This window comes from Pimelobacter simplex, from assembly GCF_024662235.1.
In the GTDB taxonomy this organism is placed as follows: domain Bacteria; phylum Actinomycetota; class Actinomycetes; order Propionibacteriales; family Nocardioidaceae; genus Nocardioides.
Map to the genome: position 1 here is coordinate 161,660 of NZ_CP096276.1, position 16,666 is coordinate 178,325.

Annotated in this window: 15 protein-coding genes; 13 read left to right on the forward strand and 2 right to left on the reverse strand. The window is 71.9% G+C overall.

The window, feature by feature from the left end; all coding sequences use genetic code 11:
* The first annotated feature begins 71 nt into the window (after positions 1 to 71).
* Entirely contained in the window at positions 72 to 1,508 is a 1,437-nt protein-coding gene (locus M0M48_RS00830) for a cytochrome ubiquinol oxidase subunit I (RefSeq protein ID WP_257754020.1), read from the forward strand.
* The gene (locus M0M48_RS00835) at positions 1,505 to 2,515 is read left to right on the forward strand and encodes a cytochrome d ubiquinol oxidase subunit II (protein ID WP_215813096.1); all 1,011 of its coding nucleotides are present in this window, start codon (positions 1,505 to 1,507) and stop codon (positions 2,513 to 2,515) included. Before M0M48_RS00830 ends, M0M48_RS00835 begins: the two co-directional genes overlap by 4 nt.
* Here M0M48_RS00835 and zwf read toward each other — a convergent pair.
* Entirely contained in the window at positions 2,475 to 3,947 is a 1,473-nt protein-coding gene (gene zwf, locus M0M48_RS00840; protein ID WP_257754021.1) for a glucose-6-phosphate dehydrogenase, read from the reverse strand. The two genes, M0M48_RS00835 and zwf, sit on opposite strands and share 41 nt — an antisense overlap.
* Before the next feature lie 144 nt (positions 3,948 to 4,091).
* On the opposite strand from zwf, the gene M0M48_RS00845 reads away from it, so the two are divergent.
* From M0M48_RS00845 to M0M48_RS00855, 3 genes are all read left to right on the forward strand, one after another.
* On the forward strand, positions 4,092 to 7,484 hold the full coding sequence (locus M0M48_RS00845) for an HtaA domain-containing protein (RefSeq protein WP_257754022.1): 3,393 nt from the start codon (positions 4,092 to 4,094) through the stop codon (positions 7,482 to 7,484).
* Between the two features lie 77 nt (positions 7,485 to 7,561).
* Complete coding sequence (gene guaB / locus M0M48_RS00850) at positions 7,562 to 9,064, forward strand: IMP dehydrogenase (RefSeq protein WP_374196962.1); 1,503 nt, start codon at positions 7,562 to 7,564, stop codon at positions 9,062 to 9,064.
* Between the two features lie 2 nt (positions 9,065 to 9,066).
* Entirely contained in the window at positions 9,067 to 9,552 is a 486-nt protein-coding gene (locus M0M48_RS00855) for a GNAT family N-acetyltransferase (RefSeq protein WP_257754023.1), read from the forward strand.
* On the opposite strand, the gene M0M48_RS00860 is transcribed toward M0M48_RS00855, so the two are convergent.
* Positions 9,542 to 10,387: a hypothetical protein gene (locus M0M48_RS00860; RefSeq protein WP_257754024.1), complete on the reverse strand. Its 846-nt coding sequence runs from the start codon at positions 10,385 to 10,387 to the stop codon at positions 9,542 to 9,544. The genes M0M48_RS00855 and M0M48_RS00860 overlap by 11 nt on opposite strands.
* Positions 10,388 to 10,431: 44 nt before the next feature.
* Here M0M48_RS00860 and M0M48_RS00865 point away from each other — a divergent pair, with 44 nt between their 5' ends.
* The 8 genes from M0M48_RS00865 to M0M48_RS00900 all read left to right on the forward strand — a co-directional run bounded on the left by M0M48_RS00865 (position 10,432) and on the right by M0M48_RS00900 (position 16,661).
* Positions 10,432 to 11,538, forward strand: coding sequence for a GuaB3 family IMP dehydrogenase-related protein (locus M0M48_RS00865; RefSeq protein WP_215813091.1), 1,107 nt, complete (start codon positions 10,432 to 10,434; stop codon positions 11,536 to 11,538).
* Positions 11,539 to 11,551: 13 nt separating this feature from the next.
* Positions 11,552 to 12,268, forward strand: coding sequence for a carbon-nitrogen hydrolase family protein (locus M0M48_RS00870; protein WP_257754025.1), 717 nt, complete (start codon positions 11,552 to 11,554; stop codon positions 12,266 to 12,268).
* A gap of 103 nt (positions 12,269 to 12,371) precedes the next feature.
* A complete protein-coding gene (locus M0M48_RS00875) occupies positions 12,372 to 12,728 on the forward strand; it encodes a hypothetical protein (RefSeq protein ID WP_257754026.1) in 357 nt (118 codons plus the stop codon).
* A 153-nt stretch (positions 12,729 to 12,881) separates the two neighbouring features.
* On the forward strand, positions 12,882 to 13,475 hold the full coding sequence (locus M0M48_RS00880; protein WP_257754027.1) for a hypothetical protein: 594 nt from the start codon (positions 12,882 to 12,884) through the stop codon (positions 13,473 to 13,475).
* Between the two features lie 84 nt (positions 13,476 to 13,559).
* Positions 13,560 to 14,114, forward strand: coding sequence for a sigma-70 family RNA polymerase sigma factor (locus tag M0M48_RS00885; protein ID WP_257754028.1), 555 nt, complete (start codon positions 13,560 to 13,562; stop codon positions 14,112 to 14,114).
* On the forward strand, positions 14,053 to 14,880 hold the full coding sequence (locus tag M0M48_RS00890) for a hypothetical protein (protein WP_257754029.1): 828 nt from the start codon (positions 14,053 to 14,055) through the stop codon (positions 14,878 to 14,880). Before M0M48_RS00885 ends, M0M48_RS00890 begins: the two co-directional genes overlap by 62 nt.
* A gap of 162 nt (positions 14,881 to 15,042) precedes the next feature.
* Positions 15,043 to 15,999 (forward strand): peptidoglycan-binding protein, encoded by a 957-nt coding sequence (locus tag M0M48_RS00895; protein WP_257754030.1) that lies wholly within the window; start codon positions 15,043 to 15,045, stop codon positions 15,997 to 15,999.
* A gap of 68 nt (positions 16,000 to 16,067) precedes the next feature.
* A complete protein-coding gene (locus tag M0M48_RS00900) occupies positions 16,068 to 16,661 on the forward strand; it encodes an ABC transporter ATP-binding protein (protein ID WP_257754031.1) in 594 nt (197 codons plus the stop codon).
* Positions 16,662 to 16,666: the final 5 nt, after the last annotated feature.

The window sequence follows — 16,666 nt, forward strand, 5'->3', positions numbered from 1 at the left end:
GTCTCCACCCCGCTTGTGAATCGGTTCACAAACTCGTGAACGGGGCCGGACGGGGGCGTAGCGTCAGGGTCGTGCTGAGCGTCGACGTCCTCACCCACGCTGTCACCGAGGTCGCCACCCAGGTGGCGTCCGCCGCTCCTGACGAGCCCGCCGGCCTGATGCCGGCGCGTCAGCAGATGGCGCTCTCGCTGGGCTGGCACATCATCCTGGCCTGCTTCGGCGTGGCCTTCCCGGCGATGATCTTCGTGATGCACCTGCGCGGCATCCGCAAGAACGACCCCGTCGCCCTCGGGCTGGCCCAGCGCTGGGCCAAGGTCTCGGCGGTGCTGTTCGCGATCGGCGCGGTCTCGGGCACGGTGCTCAGCTTCGAGATGGGCCTGCTCTGGCCCGGCCTCATGGGCAAGTACGGCGACGTGCTCGGCCTCCCCTTCGCCTTCGAGGGGCTGGCCTTCTTCCTGGAGGCGATCTTCCTCGGCATCTACCTCTACGGCTGGAACCGGATGCCCCCCAAGCGGCACGTGCTGATGGTGCTGCCGATGGCGATCACCGGCATCATCGGCGCCTACTGCGTGCTCGCGGTCAACGCCTGGATGAACGTGCCGACGGGCTTCCGTCTCGTCGACGGCGAGGTCACCGACGTCGAGCCGTGGAAGGTGCTCTTCAACGGGCACACCTTCCTGCAGTTCGCGCACATGTGGGTCGGCGCCTACATGCTGGCCGGCTTCACGATCGCCGGCGTCTACGCCGTCGGCATGCTCCGCGGCCGGCGCGACGCCCACCACCGCCTCGGCTTCATGGTGCCGTTCGTGTTCGCCTCGATCGCCGCGGTCACCCAGCCCTTCGTCGGGCACGTGCTGGGCTTCGGCCTCGACGAGCGCCAGCCGGCCAAGCTGGCGGCGTTCGAGCTGGCCGAGACCACCGAGAGCCCGTCGCCGCTGCGGCTGGGCGGGGTGATGATCGACGGCGAGGTGAAGTACTCCATCGACATCCCGCTGCTCGGCTCGCTGATCGCGATGAACTCGCCGGACAAGCCGGTCCCCGGGCTCGACACGATCCCCGAGGAGGACCACCCGCCGATCAACATGACCCACCTGGCCTTCCAGACCATGGTCGGGATCGGCACGCTGCTCGCCGGCGCCGTCGTCCTGTTCTGGGTGCAGCGCCGGCGCGGCAAGGACCTGCTGGAGAAACGCTGGTTCCTCCGGTTCGCGGCGATCGCCGGGCCCTTGGCGGTGATCGCGCTCGAAGCAGGCTGGATCGCCACCGAGGTCGGCCGCCAGCCATGGATCGTCTACGGCATCATGCGCACGCCCGAGGCGGTCGGTGACTACACCGCGAGCCTGTGGTGGCTGCTCGGGATCAGCACCGTCGTCTACACCACCATGACGATCGGCGCGGTCGTCGTGCTGCGCTCGATGGCCCGGCGCTGGCGGGCCGGCGACGTCGACCTGCCCAGCCCGTACGCCCCCGACCCCGAGCCGGCGTCCGAGCCGGAGGCCCACCGATGAGCCTCGAGCTCGCGGTCGCGGCCGCCCTCTTCGTCGGGATCATCGCCTACGCCGTGCTCGGCGGCGCCGACTTCGGCTCCGGCTTCTTCGACCTCACCGCGGGCAGCAGCAAGCGCGGCGCCGAGCTGCGCACGCTCGTCGACCACAGCATCGGTCCGGTGTGGGAGGCCAACCACGTCTGGCTGATCTACGTGCTCGTGATCTGGTGGACCGGCTTCCCCGAGTCGTTCGCCGCCGCGATGTCGACGCTGGTCTTCCCGCTGCTGTTCGCCCTGCTCGGCATCGTCCTGCGCGGCGCGAGCTTCGCGTTCCGCAAGTACGCCGCCACGCTCGCCCAGGCCCGCCTCTTCGGCATCGTCTTCGCCACCTCGTCGATCATCACGCCGTTCTTCCTCGGCACCGTGGCCGGCGGCATCGCCTCGGGCCGGGTACCGCTCGAGGGGCGCGGCGACCTGTGGACGTCGTGGCTCAACCCGACCTCGATCTTCGGCGGCGTGATCGCCGTCGGCACCTGCGCCTTCCTGGCCGGCACCTTCCTCGTCGCCGACGCCGAGCGCAGCGGTCAGCACCGCCTGGCCGGCGAGCTCCGGGTCCGGGCGCTCGCGGTCGGCGCGATCACCGGCCTGCTCGTCTTCGCCGCGCTCGTCCCCCTCGACCGCGACGCCCCCACCCTGGCCGCCGGCCTGGAGGGCCGGGCCGCGCCCCTCGTCGTCCTCGCCGGACTGGCCGGCCTGGGCACGATGGTCCTGCTCTGGCGTCGCCGCTACGCCCTCGCCCGGATCACCGCGGTCCTCGCGGTCGCCGCGGTCGTCTCCGGCTGGGGCGTGGGTCAGTACCCCTGGCTGCTCGTCGACGAGGTGACCATCGCCGACGCCGCCGGCGCCCGGGCGACCCTGCAGGGGCTGCTCGTCGCCGTCGGGCTGGCGGTCGTGGTCGTGGTGCCGCCGCTGGCCTATCTCTTCAAGCTCACCCAGTCGGAGGAGTGGACGAAGAGCTCTCCGCACTGACCCGGTCGCCCAGCCGCCAGCCGCCCAGCGGCAGGTCGAGGGCGCTCGCCGGCCCCCAGGAGCCGGGCGCGTAGACCTGCGTGTGCGGCCGGCGGTCGAGCACCGGCTGGAAGATCTCCCACAGTCGCTCAACCTCCTCGGAGCTGATGAACAGCGTCCGGTCGCCGCGCATGACGTCGAGCAGGAGCCGCTCGTAGGCCTCGAGCGGGTCCGCGCCGGGTACGTCGCACACCAGGTCGAGGCGGAAGACGCCCTCGACCAGCGCCATGTCGGGGCCGGGGCGCTTGGCGCGGACCTCGATCGCGATCTTGGGCCGGTCGGCGAGGTCGATGACCAGCTCGTTGGGCTCGGGGACGCCGCCGCCCTCGGGCTTGAGCCAGCGGTGGCGCGGGTCGCGGAAGCGGACGGTGATGGTGCGCCGTCCGTCGGCGAGGGCCTTGCCGGTGCGCAGGTAGAACGGGACGTCGCGCCAGCGGTCGTTGTCGATCCAGACCTCGGCGGCGACGAACGTCTCGACGTCGGAGTCGGGGGCCACATCGGGCTCGTCGCGGTAGCCGTCGTACTGGCCGAAGACGACGCGCTCGGGGTCGAGCGGGCGCACCGCGGAGAAGGTCGCGGCCTTGGCGGCGCGGATCGCGGAGGCGCGGAAGGCGTGGGGGTCCTCGAGGGCGACGAAGCCGAGGAGCTGGGCCAGGTGGGTCGTCACCATGTCGCGCAGGCAGCCGGTGCCCTCGTAGAAGCTGCCCCGGCCCTCGACGGTGAGCTTCTCGGGGACGTCGATCTGGACCGACTCGATCGTGTGCCGGTTCCAGGCGGGCTCGAAGAGGCCGTTGGCGAAGCGCAGCGCGAGGATGTTCTGGACCGCCTCCTTGCCGAGGAAGTGGTCGATCCGGAAGACCTGCTCCTCGCCGAACGCCGACATGAGCACCTCGCGCAGCTCGCGCGCGGTGGCCAGGTCGGTGCCGAACGGCTTCTCGGCAACGAGCCGGGTCCGGGCGACCAGGTCCTCGCGGTCGAGCATCCCGACCATCGCCTTGACCGCGCCCGGCGGCACCGAGAGGTAGAGCAGGCGCCGTACGTCGGAGAGCAGGCAGTGCGCCTCGTCGATGAGGCCGTCCTCGGCCTCGCGGACGGCCTCGGCCAGGCCCGCGCCGTCGTCGGCGGAGGAGGTGACGAAGCGGATCCGCTCCAGCAGTGGGCCGGCGACGGCGTCGTCGACCTCGCCGACGAACTCGTCGAGGGCCGCGCGGACGTGGGCGCGGAACTCCTCGTCGGTGCCGGGGGAGTGCCGGCCGCTGCCGAGCACCGCGTAGTGCTGGGGCAGCCGGTCGGCCGCGGCCAGGCGGTACAGGCCGGGGAAGAGCTTGCGGGCGGCCAGGTCACCGGTCGCGCCGAAGAGGACGAGGACGTGCGGAGGAAGGTCCGAGCTCACCTCCCCAGCCTCTCGCGCCCGTCAAGCGCCGGGCCGGTGTCCGGCGGACGGACTTCTCGACAAAGTGTCACCACAATGACTAAGGTAAGGCTCGCCTAAGTCTAGGCGTTCTCGGGTCCCCCCCTGTTGTCGAAAGGACCTCCGGTGACCTCGTCGTCGTCCCGGTGGCGCGCCCTGGCGCGCCCACCCCTCCTCCTGCTCCTCGCGCTCGCGCTGCTGCTGCCGGCGTTCGTCGCCGCTCCGGGCCGCGCCACCGCCGCGGCGCCCGCTGCGGCACCCGTGGCGATCGAGCAGGGCACCGTCGTGTGGGGCGTGCGCGCCTCGTTCCGCCACTACATCGGCACCGGCGGGATCACCGTCGGTGACGGGCTGCGCACCAACAGCGCCGGCGAGTTCGAGTTCGACGTCTCCGGCGGCAGCTACGACCCGGACAGCAAGCGCCTCCAGCTCGACCTCGTCGGCAGCGTGCACTTCGAGGCCCACGAGGGTGCGCTCGACATGACGTTCCGCAACCTCGAGCTGGTCCTCGAGGGTGAGCGGCCGGCGATCCTCGCCGACGTGACCTCGCGGGCCCTGACCGGTGAGCTGGTCGACTTCGGCCACGTCCCGGTCGTCGACATCCCGTTCGAGGGCAAGGCTCCGCAGATCTCCGGCGGCCGCACCGTGTGGACCGACCTGCCGTCGGTGCTCACCGAGGAGACCGCGCCCGCCTTCGCCGGCTTCTACCAGGCCGGCAGCTCGATGGACACGATCGACATCGACTACGCCGGCCCCGGCGGCGTCCCGGTCTACACGGCCGAGAACATCGTCGCCTCCGGTGCCCCGATGTACGAGCCCGACGGCGCCATCGAGGGGGTCGCGAGCGTCTCCAACGTGGTCGCCGACACCGCCCGCGGCGTCCTCCACGTCCAGCACGTGCCCGCCGGTGCCAGCACCGCGGTGCTGCAGGCCTACGACTACACGACCCTCGCGCCGCTGCCCACCGCTCCGGTGCCGGCCGCGAACCAGGCCTACCCGGGCATGGTGCTCGACCCCGGCAACGGCGTGGTGCTCATGGCGCAGGGTGCCGGCCTCGTCGGCTACCGGTACGACGCGCAGGACGGCTATACGCCCGTCACCGTCGCCACGGCCGTCGGCACGGTCTTCGAGATCAGCTACGACGCACCGCGCGACCGCATCCTCGTGCTCGGTTCCAGCGGCCTCGCCGTCCTCGCCCACAGCGCCGCCGAGCCCACCGGCTACACGGTGACGCCCTACACCGGCCTGGCCTTCGGCGACCGCGAGTCCGTCGCCGGGCTCAGCGCCACCGCGGTGGTCACCACGGCCGCGAGCGCGAGCAGGGGTGCCCGCTACGTCCGCCTGATCGCCTCCGACAAGACGCTCCTGGCGACGGCGATCCCCGGCGTGGCCGACGACACCTCGAAGCAGCCCGGCCAGTTCGACCAGCCGACGATGGCGTTCCGCGACACCACCGGGGTGTGGCTGTCGGCGTACTCGGGCAGCAAGATCCGCATCGCCGCCATCGACGGCGCCTACCGGGCGTCCGGGCCGTGGCTGCGCGCGAGCGTGGGCTCGTTCCTCGCCGACCGCAAGGAGCACGTCACCAACACCGCGATCATGCTCGACTTCTCGGGTCGCCGGGTGCGGGTGTGGAAGGGCGACGGCTGGGCCGACATCAACGTGCCCAACCTCGGCTCCGGCTCGTTCTTCAACAACCTCGGCGGCGACATCGGCACCGACCAGACCGTCTTCGTCGCCAGCACCACCGACGACGACCGCCGGGTGCTGCGGTTCAAGCCGACCGGCGTCGCGCCGACCGCGACCAGCTCGCCGGCCGACACGACCGTGCAGCTCGACGAGGGCGTCGTGCGCAAGGACGTCACCCTGAGCACCGAGTACACCGACGCCGACAGCCTGCGCTGGCAGACCCGCCTCAGCAGCACCGGCAAGTTCGCCGACGTCCCCGGCGCGACCGGGTCGAGCCTGACCTGGCCCGCGACCAGCGACGACAACGGCCGCCAGTTCCGGGTGCTCGCGACCAACGAGCACGCCACGGCGACCTCGCTCACGGCGACGCTGAAGGTGGAGTTCTTCCCGCGGGTCGCGGCCCAGCCGGACGACATCGCGACCGTGCCCGGTGACGACGCGCAGTTCAAGGTGATGCCCGCGGGCAACCCGTACCCGACGATCACCTGGCAGCGCCGGATCGGCGGCCTGTGGCAGTCGATCGGTGCCGACGACGAGAGCGTCGTCATCGACGGCGGCTTCCTCACCCTCCGCGACACCACCGCGGACCAGGCGGGGCTCAAGGTCCGGGCCAAGCTCACCAACGCGCTCGGCACGACGTACACGCGGGTCGCGACGCTCGACGTCGCCGAGCCCTCGACGGTCAAGCGCGCGATCGACGGCGGCACCCTGACCTGGGGCGTCAAGAAGTCGTTCCGCGACTACCTCGCCGGACCGATCGCGCACGGCACGGTCACCCTCGACGGTGGCGTCACGCAGAACCCCGACGGCACCTTCGCCTTCCCGGTCACGGGCGGCTGGAGCGACCCCGCCGCGGGCACCGCCGAGGTCCGGATGGGCGGCACCGTGCGCTTCACCGGTCACGACGGCCCGCCGACCTGCGCCGTGGAGCACTCGCCGTGCCTCGCGCTGCGGATCAGCGACCCGGTGCTGCGCGTCGACGGTGACCACGGTGTCCTCGTCGCCGACGTGGAGTCCAAGGACGAGACGACCCACCAGGTCGTGAGCTACCCGGCCGTCGAGCTCGCCGCGTTCGACGCACGGGACTGGGCCACGGGCAAGGACCGGGTCACCGCCCGGGCGCTGCCGGCGACGCTGACCGCGTCCGGTGCCGCTGCCTTCGCCGGCTTCTACGCCGCCGGGGCCGAGCTCGACCCGATCACCCTGGACGGGGAGCTCGGTGCCGAGATCACCGAGCCGGTCGACGTCGCCACCACCACGACGGTCGCGCTGGCCAGTGCCAAGGTCGCCTACGGCCGGGCCCCGGTGGCCACGGTCCGGGTGGCCGACGCGGACGGCGCCCCGGTCGCCGGCCGGGTCACGCTCACCGTGGGTGGCCGCCAGGTCGGCGCCACGCTGGCCGCCGGCACCGCGCGGGTGAGCCTGCCCGCGAACCTGCGTCCGGGCAGCCTGCAGGTCGCCGCCCGGTACGACGGCGCCGACGGCGTGCTCGCCTCCAGCGCGGCCACGACCCTCACGGTGACCCGGGTCCGGCCCGTCGTCACCGCCGGCCTGGCCAAGAGGCAGGTCCGCCCGTCCGCGCGCGCCGTCGTCCGGGTCACCGCCCGGATCCCCGGTGCGAACGGGGTGCCCGCGACCGGCCAGGTCGTCGTCCGCGAGCGCGGCAAGGTGATCGCCGTGGCGACGCTGCGCAAGGACGCCTCGGGCAAGGTCGTGGTGCGCCTGCCGCGGCTGAAGCGCGGTGTCCACCACCTGCGGGTCGAGCTGCTCGGCAGTGCCGTGCAGCTGCCGTCGGCGAGCGGCTACGTGCGCCTCGTCGTACGCCGCTAGGGGGTGTGCGGGGCCAGGGCGAGGCAGCCGTCGACGCGGATGCTTCGTCCTGGCCCGTCGCCCGTAGAATGGGGCGGGTGGAGGTTCCGGACAAGTTCGCAGCCCTTGGTCTCACCTATGACGACGTCCTCCTGCTCCCGGGTCATTCCGACCTGGCGCCGGACGACATCGACACCACCTCGCGGTTGACCCGCGAGATCTCGATCAAGGCGCCCCTGATCAGTGCCGCGATGGACACCGTGACCGAGTCGCGGATGGCGATCGCGATGGCCCGCCAGGGCGGCATCGGCATCCTGCACCGCAACCTCTCCGCCGAGGAGCAGGCCTACCAGGTCGACCTCGTCAAGCGGACCCAGACCGGGATCATCTCCAACCCGGTGACCATCGGCCCCGACGCGACGCTCGAGGAGCTCGACCGGATCTGCGGCGAGTACCGCGTCTCCGGTCTCCCCGTCGTCGACGCCGACAACCGGCTGCTCGGCATCTGCACCAACCGCGACCTGCGGTTCACCCCCGTCGCGGAGTGGGCCACCACCAAGGTCGACGAGGTGATGACCCCGATGCCGCTGTTCACCGGCGACGTCGGCATCAGCCGCGACGACGCGACCGCCCTGCTGCGCCGGCACAAGCGCGAGCGGCTGCCGCTCGTCGACGCCGAGGGCCGCCTGGGCGGCCTCATCACGGTCAAGGACTTCGTGAAGTCCGAGCAGTTCCCCCTCGCCTCCAAGGACGGCGACGGCCGGCTCATGGTCGGCGCGGCGATCGGCTACTTCGGTGACGCCTGGGAGCGGGCCACCGGCCTGATCGAGGCCGGTGTCGACGTCCTCGTCGCCGACACCGCCCACGGCCACGTCACCCTCCTGCTCGACATGGTCCGCCGGCTCAAGTCCGACCCGGCCACCAAGCACGTCCAGGTCATCGGCGGCAATGTCGCCACCCGGGCCGGCGCCCAGGCCTTCGTCGACGCCGGCGCCGACGCGGTCAAGGTCGGCTTCGGCCCCGGCTCCATCTGCACCACCCGCGTCGTCACCGGCTGCGGCGTCCCCCAGGTCACCGCGGTCTACGAGGCGGCCCTCGCGGCCGGCCCGGCCGGCGTACCGGTCATCGCCGACGGTGGTCTCCAGCAGTCCGGCGACATCGCCAAGGCCATCGTCGCCGGCGCCGAGTCGGTCATGATCGGCTCGATGCTCGCCGGTTGCGAGGAGTCGCCCGGCGAGGTCGTCTTCCACCAGGGCAAGCAGTACAAGTCCTACCGCGGCATGGGCTCGCTCGGCGCGATGTCCTCGCGCGGCAAGAAGTCCTACTCCAAGGACCGCTACTTCCAGGCCGAGGTCACCAGCGACGACAAGATCGTCCCCGAGGGCATCGAGGGGCGCGTCGCCTACAAGGGCCCGCTGGCCGGCGTGGCGCACCAGCTCCTGGGCGGCCTGTCCCAGTCGATGTTCTACGTCGGGGCCCAGTCGATCGCCGAGCTGCGCGAGAAGGGCCAGTTCATCCGGATCACCTCGGCCTCGCTCAAGGAGAGCCACCCGCACGACATCGAGATGACCGTCGAGGCGCCGAACTACCACCACTCGTGAGCGTGACGATCCGGCCCTTCGTCGCCGACGACTGGCCGGCCGTCGCGGCCATCATCGACGAGGTCCTCACCGCCGGTGAGACCTACGCGATGCCCCCGCTCGACGACGCCGCCGCGCGCTCGTTCTGGCTGGACCAGCCCGGCGCGGTCGCGGTCGCCGAGGTCGACGGCGTCGTCGTCGGCACCGCCAAGATGGGCCCCAACCGGCCCGCCCAGGGCAGCCACATCGGCACCGCGTCGTTCATGGTCGGCACCGCCGCCCGCGGCCACGGCATCGGCCGGGCGCTCGGCGAGCACGTCCTCGCCTGGCACCGCGCCGAGGGCTTCGCGGGGATCCAGTTCAACGCGGTCGTAGCCACCAACACGGTCGCGGTGGCGCTGTGGCGCAGCCTCGGCTTCGAGGTGATCGGCACCGTGCCCGGCGCCTTCCGCCGCCCCGACGGGTCCTTCGCCGGGTTGCACGTGATGTACCTCGACCTCAGTCGCTGACCACCCAGGTCTCGCCCTGGACGTCGACGAGCACCGCGCCGCCCGTGGTGCTGAGCGTCGACCAGTCCGGTGACAGTGCCCGCGCGTCCGCGGGCAGCGTGACCGTGGAGACCACCGCGAGGCCCTCGCCGGCCTCGTACGTCGTGAGCGTCGCGCCGTCGGTGGAGAGCCCGTAGACCCGGTCCCCGCAGACCACGACGGCGCCGTCGAGCTCGCCGAGCGTGCCCTGCCCGGCGTCGGTGACGAGGACGTGCCCACCGTCGCTGAGGTAGGCGCGGGCGGCGTCGCTGTGATCGGCCAGGAAGTAGTCCTCGCCATCGCGGGACAGCTCGTGCTCGGCGTCGGGGACCGCGTCACCCGCGGCGGCGCTCTCGCCGGTGCCCAGGTCGATGCGCTCGCCGCCGACGACCACCACGGGCTCCGGGGCGAGCAGGACCGGTGCGGAGCCGTCCCCGGCGGCCGGCCGCTCCCAGACGACATCACCGCCGACGGTGATCCGGGCGATCCGCTCGTCGCTGGCGAGGACGAGGTCGCCATCGACCGCGGTCAGCAGGTCGAGGCCGAGGTCGTCGCTGGCGTAGGCCAGGGAGCGCTCGGAGCCCTGCATCCGGTCGACGCCCTGCGGGGTGACGCCGTAGAGCACCCCGTCGACGCCGACGACGTCGGCGACGGGGGAGTGCGTCACCTCGCCCGGCGCCCGGGCGCAGTCGGTGTCGAGCGTGCCCGTCGTACGGCGCTCGGTGGTGCGCTCGGCGGGCTCGTCGCCGGTGCACGCGACGAGGGCGGGGGAGACCGCCGCGAGGACGGCGAGGGCGGGCAGCAGGCGCAACGACACGCCTGCCTTCCTGCCCCGGCCGCGCGGCTCGGTAACCTTCTCCGGTGAGCGACATCGAGATCGGCCGCGCCAAGCGGGCCCGCCGCGCGTACTCCTTCGACGACATCGCGATCGTGCCCTCCCGGCGCACGCGCGATCCCGAGGAGGTCAGCGTCGACTGGCAGATCGACGCCTACCGCTTCTCGCTGCCGATCCTGGCCGCCCCGATGGACTCGGTGATGTCGCCCAAGACGGCCGTCGAGTTCGGTCGCTACGGCGGCCTCGGCGTGCTCAACCTCGAGGGCCTCTGGACCCGCTTCGCCGACCCCGAGCCGCTGCTCGAGGAGGTCGCCGGGCTCCAGGGCGTCGAGGCGACCCGCCGGCTCCAGGAGATCTACACCGAGCCGATCAAGGCCGAGCTCATCGCCGAGCGGCTGCGCGAGATGCGCGACGCGGGCGTGACCGTCGCGGCCTCGCTCTCGCCGCAGCGGACCAAGGAGTTCGCCAAGGCCGTCACCGACGCCGGCGTCGACCTCTTCGTCATCCGCGGGACGACCGTCTCCGCCGAGCACGTCTCGAGCCAGGCCGAGCCGCTCAACCTCAAGGAGTTCATCTACGAGCTCGACGTCCCGGTCATCGTCGGCGGCTGCGCGACCCACCAGGCCGCCCTGCACCTCATGCGCACCGGCGCGGCCGGCGTCCTGGTCGGCTTCGGCGGCGGCGCGGCCCACACCACCCGCACCGTCCTCGGCGTCGCGGTCCCGATGGCCAGCGCGGTGGCTGACGTCGCCGCCGCCCGCCGCGACTACCTCGACGAGTCGGGCGGCCGCTACGTCCACGTCATCGCCGACGGCTCCATCGGCACCTCCGGCGACCTGGCCAAGGCCATCGCCTGCGGTGCCGACGCGGTGATGGTCGGCTCGCCGTTCGCGCGCGCCACCGACGCCCCCGGCCGCGGCTTCCACTGGGGCGCCGAGGCGCACCACGCGGACCTCCCGCGCGGCCAGCGCGTGCAGTTCGACCAGGTCGGCACCATCGAGGAGATCCTCTTCGGGCCCTCCCGCGTCGCCGACGGCACCATGAACCTGGTCGGCGCGCTCAAGCGCTCGATGGCCACCACCGGCTACACCGAGCTCAAGGAGTTCCAGCGCGTCGAGGTCGTCGCCCACTGACCGCGCCGACCAGGTGATCGTCGCCGCGCTCCAGGCCGAGGCCCGCTCCGGCGACCTCGCCCACAACGTCGCCACCGCCGCCCGCCTGGTCCGCCAGGCCGAGGCCCGCGTCGCCGTCCTCCCCGAGGCCTTCCTCACCGGGTACGACGCCGCGGCCTTCGCCGGCGACCTCCCCACCGTGACCACCCTCCAGGGCCCGGCCCTCGACCCGCTGCGGGCGGCGGCCGCCGCGACCGGGACCACCGTCGTCGCGTCGGCGGCCCTTGCGCGCGGCGCGGGTCGTCGTACGCTCAGCGCGGTGGTGGTCGAGCCGGACGGCACCACCTCGGCGCCGTACGACAAGCAGCACCTGGACGGCGCCGAGCCCGACTGGTTCGTCCCCGGCGACCGCCCCGCCACCTTGACCGTCGATGGTGTCGTCCTCGGCCTGTCGATCTGCAGGGACGGCAGCGTCCCCGAGCACGCCGCCATCGCTGCCGCGGCCGGCGCGAGCGTCTACCTCGCCTCGGTCGCGTACTTCCCCGGCGGCGCCCGCCGCCTCGACGTCACCTACGCCGCCCGCGCGCTCGACCACGGCCTCCACGTCGTCGTCGCCGGACTGACCGGGCGGTGCGGGCCGCACACGTTCATCGGCGGCTCGGCGGTCTATGCCCCCGACAGCACGGCGCTCGTCCGGCTGGGGGACGGGGAGGGCATTGCTCGAGCAGATCTCGACCCGATGGTCAGGTAGAGATCGCCCGGGAATTACTAGGACTGGGGAATTCTGGACATTCTGTGACATCTAGGGTTGAGAGGCGAGCACGGGACTCGCCTCCGGCCTAGAGGAGAGTCACATGAAGAAGATTGCTGCAGCGCTTGCTTCGGTCGGGTTCGCCGCCAGTGCGCTGGTGGTTGCCGGCGCCTCGCTCGACTCGGCGTCAGCCGCGGGGACGTGCCCGAACAACAACTGGTACAACGCCGTCAACACGCGGGTCAACAACAACTTCGCGGCCAACGGCATCAACATCAGGACCGGCGACGGCGTCGGATGCACGTCGGTCGGCCAGGGGCAGACCAGTCACGACACGCTCCTGCACTGCAACAACTACAACGGTTCCTACAACTGGAACCACCTGCGCGACATCACGACCGGCAAGGTCGGTTGGGTTCGGGTCGACAACCTCAATGTGTGGACCATCAACCCCTGCTGACCCTCGCTGACCGGATCGCCCAACCCGGTCGGGTGGTTCCGTCGCTGCGGGACCACCCGACCGGTGTAACGAGTCCGGATGCCCAGGCGTCGCTATAGGTGACGCACATTTCCAGCACGGCTCCCCGTCGATTCGGAGGCACCCATGAGAGGCATGTCGAACCCAGTGCGTGCTCGCGCCCGCGTGTTCGCGGCGGTGCTGGTCGTACCGGTGCTCTTCGTCTCGTGCGGCTCCCCCCAGGAGGAGCCCGTCGCGACAGCCCGGCCTGATGCGGCGGACAGCCCGGGGGCGACGACGACTGGTCGGTCCCAGCAGGACGTGCTCCAGGCCTACGTCACCGCGATGCAGAAGTACGCCGACTGCTTGCGCGACAACGGACTGCCCGATCTCGCCGACCCCAACCAGTTCGGCCAGATCACGGTCACCAACGAGACCGTGCCGGACCAGTCGTCCGTCCACGATGCTCAAGTCGCCTGCGAGAAGCTCGCCGTTCCGATGCCGAGCGAGGTCAAGGAGCTCATCGACAGCGACGACGCCGCTGCCTTGACGCCCTCGCAGCGGCGGGTCTACGCCGACTATGCCACCTGCATGCAGGACAACGGGGCTCCTGACTTCCCCGACCCGCTCCCGAACGGACTTCCGGGCGACGCTGCCTGGGACCAGCTGTCGGCTGGTGCACAGCGGGCCACGGGAGCGTGTGCCTCGATCATCGGCGACCCTGCGGAGACCGGCCCTGGCGTGGGATGACGAGTCTGTGTAACAACCACGGCGCTTGACGCATCATTCAAGGTGACGGACAGGTACGACGAGCAAGTAGTGAGGGAGAGGTGAATGGACGCCAGGGTGCAGGATCGTGACGGCTTCAGATCGTTCGCGGCTGAGCGTCTCCCTGCGCTCCACCGATCTGCGTTGTTCCTCGTCGGCGACCCGTACCTCGCTGAGGACCTGGTGCAAGAGACCCTGACCCGGCTGTTCGTCGCGTGGGGGCGGACAGCGATCGACAACCCTGCGGCCTATGCCCACACGGTCCTGACCCGTGTCTTCCTCTCCTCCCGCCGTCGGCGCAGCTCGACCGAGTACCCCGTCGACACGGTGCCGGAGGTGAGCTACGACGACAGCGACATCGCGGCGCGGCTGGACCTGCAGCGTGGTCTTGCCCTGCTCGGTGAGGTCGACCGAGCCATCGTGGTGCTGCGTTACCTCGACGACCGCTCGGTCGACGAGGTCGCCGCCGTCGTGCGGCTGACGCCCGGCAACGTCAGGGTTCGCGCGAGTCGCGCGCTGGTGAGGCTTCGTGGCGTCGTTGATCGTCACGAGCGCGCCGGTGGCGACCCGGAGCAGGCGCGCGCCGAGGGCGCTACCGGCGAGGGGGGACCTCGTGACTGAGGGTGACGGTGACGAGCGGGCCATCGTCGATCTCTTCTCGCGGGCGAGCGGGACGATCCCGGACCCGCCCGCGACGCTGGTCGACGCGAGCATCGGACAAGGAGTCCTCCGGTCACGGCGTCGCAGCGCACGGCAGATCGTGGCTATCGCGGCATCCGCGGCGGTGGTCGGGAGTGTGATCACCCTGTCGACGGTCGGCCTCGGGACCTGGGGCCGAGCCGGACCGGCTCCCTCGGCTTCCACGGCTCCGGCGCCGGCGGGGTCGGCAGTCGCTGGCTTCGGCGTACCGGCGGACCAGATGGGCGTGACCTTGTGCGACGCCCTCAGCGGATCGACGGGCCTCGGTGCGCTCGAGCCGGTTGCCACCGGGACCGACCCACAGGGTTGGCTCGACACGCGTGATCGTCTCGACTACCCCGCCTCGAGCATCGAGCCGTGGGTCCGGGAATCTCGGTCCGGCTGGGCGCGCTGTCGCGGAGGTTCCAGCGAGATCGGTGCCGAGGTCCTCGTCCAGAGACTCGATCCCACGAGCGAGCGCGCTGCCGACCCTGCGTTGTGGTCAGCCGCCGGCGCGGGCCTGCTCGAGACAGGCACCGGCAGGGTCTACCTCCAAGGCGGCACCTACGGCCGGTCACCCACGAGCGGCGGAGCGGCGACCCTGATCACCGACGACGGGTGGCTGGTGAGCGTGGTCGTCGAAGACGTGACGCTCGTCCCCGTCGACTCCCTCGCCCTGGTCGCTCTCAACGATGTCTGGATCCGGTGAGACCGGGTGGCTGACCCGGTCAAGGGACGTCGCCGGGGCGTCGTCGGAGTGCTGGTCCTGCTCCTGGTGGTCGCTGGGGCTGTCGGAGCGTGGTTGCTGGCGCAGGGTGGGCGTGACGGCACATCGGCGGATCCTGGTCCCAGCGACGACGAGGTGGTGCAGGTGCGGCGCCAGGACCTCACCATCGGGGCCTCGCTTGCCGGAAAGATCGGATACGGCCCGGCGGAGGGCATCCCGATCCGAGCCGTGGGCACGGTGACCTGGCTGCCCCGCAGCGGGGTGGTCGTTCGGCGGGGCGGGGCGGTGATGCGGGTCGACGACAAGCCGGTGAACCTGATGTACGGCGCGACCCCGGCCTACCGCACGCTGGAGGACACCGCTGCGGCCGACGTGCCCGCACCGGGCAACAAGGATCGGGCCTCCGGCGCGATGCCTGATCCTGGTCCCGCCCCCGTCCCTCTCACGGGGCCGGACGTGGCGCAGCTCGAGGCCAACCTCGCTGCTCTCGGGTACAGCGGGTTCGACCCCGACGACGAGTTCACCGCCGCGACGGCGGCGGCCGTGAAGGCGTGGCAGGCCGACGTGGGAGCTCCTGTCACGGGTCGCGTCGTCCTGGGGGATGTGCTCTTCCTCCCCGGTCCGATCCGGCTGGTCACCGATCGATCGGCGTTGGGCTCGGACACTCCTGCGGCGGCCGTGCAGCGGACGGCCACGGACAAGGTCGTCACCGTTCGGGCGCCTGCGGGGTCGGTGGAGTGGGCCGAGCTCGGAACCCGGGTGAAGGTGACGCTGCCCGACCAGCGCGCGGTCACGGCGACCGTCCGGTCGGTGGGACGTGCCCCTGACGAGGGGGGAGACGTCGACGTCCGACTGGAGCTGAAGAACCCGGCGCGAGCCCCCCGCGCCGGCGCGGTCACCGTGTCGTACGTCGTCGAGGAGCGTCACGACGTGCTCGCCGTTCCTGTCACGGCACTGGTCGCTCTCGCCGAGGGCGGGTACGGGGTCCAGCTCGCCGACGGGGGCGGATTCGTCGCCGTGACCCCAGGGCTGTATGCCGATGGCGAGGTCGAGGTGACGGGCGACCTCGAAGCCGGCACGCGGATCCGGGTCCCGCGGTGAGCGTCCCAGCGGTGGAGTGCCTCGACGTCGCCAAGGCCTACCCCGGTGGGGTCCGTGCACTCCGTGGGGTGAGCCTCGCGGTGGAAGCCGGCGATTTCACAGCGGTGGTCGGTCCGTCCGGCTCAGGAAAGACGACGCTGCTCCAGCTCATGGGCACCCTGGACCGCCCTACCTCGGGCGCCGTTCGAGTCAGGGGCGATGACGTGGCGGGACTGAGCGATCGCGCTCTCTCCGAGCTCCGTGCGCGGTCGATCGGATTCGTCTTTCAGCAGTTCCACCTGTCGAGCCTGATGAGCGTGCTCGACAACGTCGCTGAGGGATTGCTCTATGCCGGCGTTCGTCATCGCGAGCGCCGGCATCGCGCGGGCGAGGTGCTCGAGCGCTTGGGACTCGGCCACCGACTCGATCATCGCCCGCACATGCTGTCCGGCGGCGAGCGGCAGCGGGTGGCCATCGCGCGTGCGGTGGTGGGCGAGCCTGCGGTGGTCCTGGCCGACGAGCCGACGGGCAATCTCGACACGGCCAACGGCGCGACCGTGATCGAGATCCTCCGCGGTCTCGCCGCAGGCGGGACCGCAGTCGTGGTGATCACCCACGATCATGATGTCGCCGCGTCGATGGATCGGCGTCACGTCCTTCGCGACGGCCTGCTGGAGGGATGAGGCTC

What these genes read in the sequence shown, in the direction of transcription:
- M0M48_RS00835 (WP_215813096.1), top strand. Translation starts at nt 1,505, where the DNA reads ATGAGCCTCGAGCTCGCGGTCGCGGCCGCCCTCTTCGTCGGGATCATC.
- M0M48_RS00885 (WP_257754028.1), top strand. Translation starts at nt 13,560, where the DNA reads ATGGACGCCAGGGTGCAGGATCGTGACGGCTTCAGATCGTTCGCGGCT.
- M0M48_RS00875 (WP_257754026.1), top strand. Translation starts at nt 12,372, where the DNA reads ATGAAGAAGATTGCTGCAGCGCTTGCTTCGGTCGGGTTCGCCGCCAGT.
- M0M48_RS00880 (WP_257754027.1), top strand. Translation starts at nt 12,882, where the DNA reads ATGTCGAACCCAGTGCGTGCTCGCGCCCGCGTGTTCGCGGCGGTGCTG.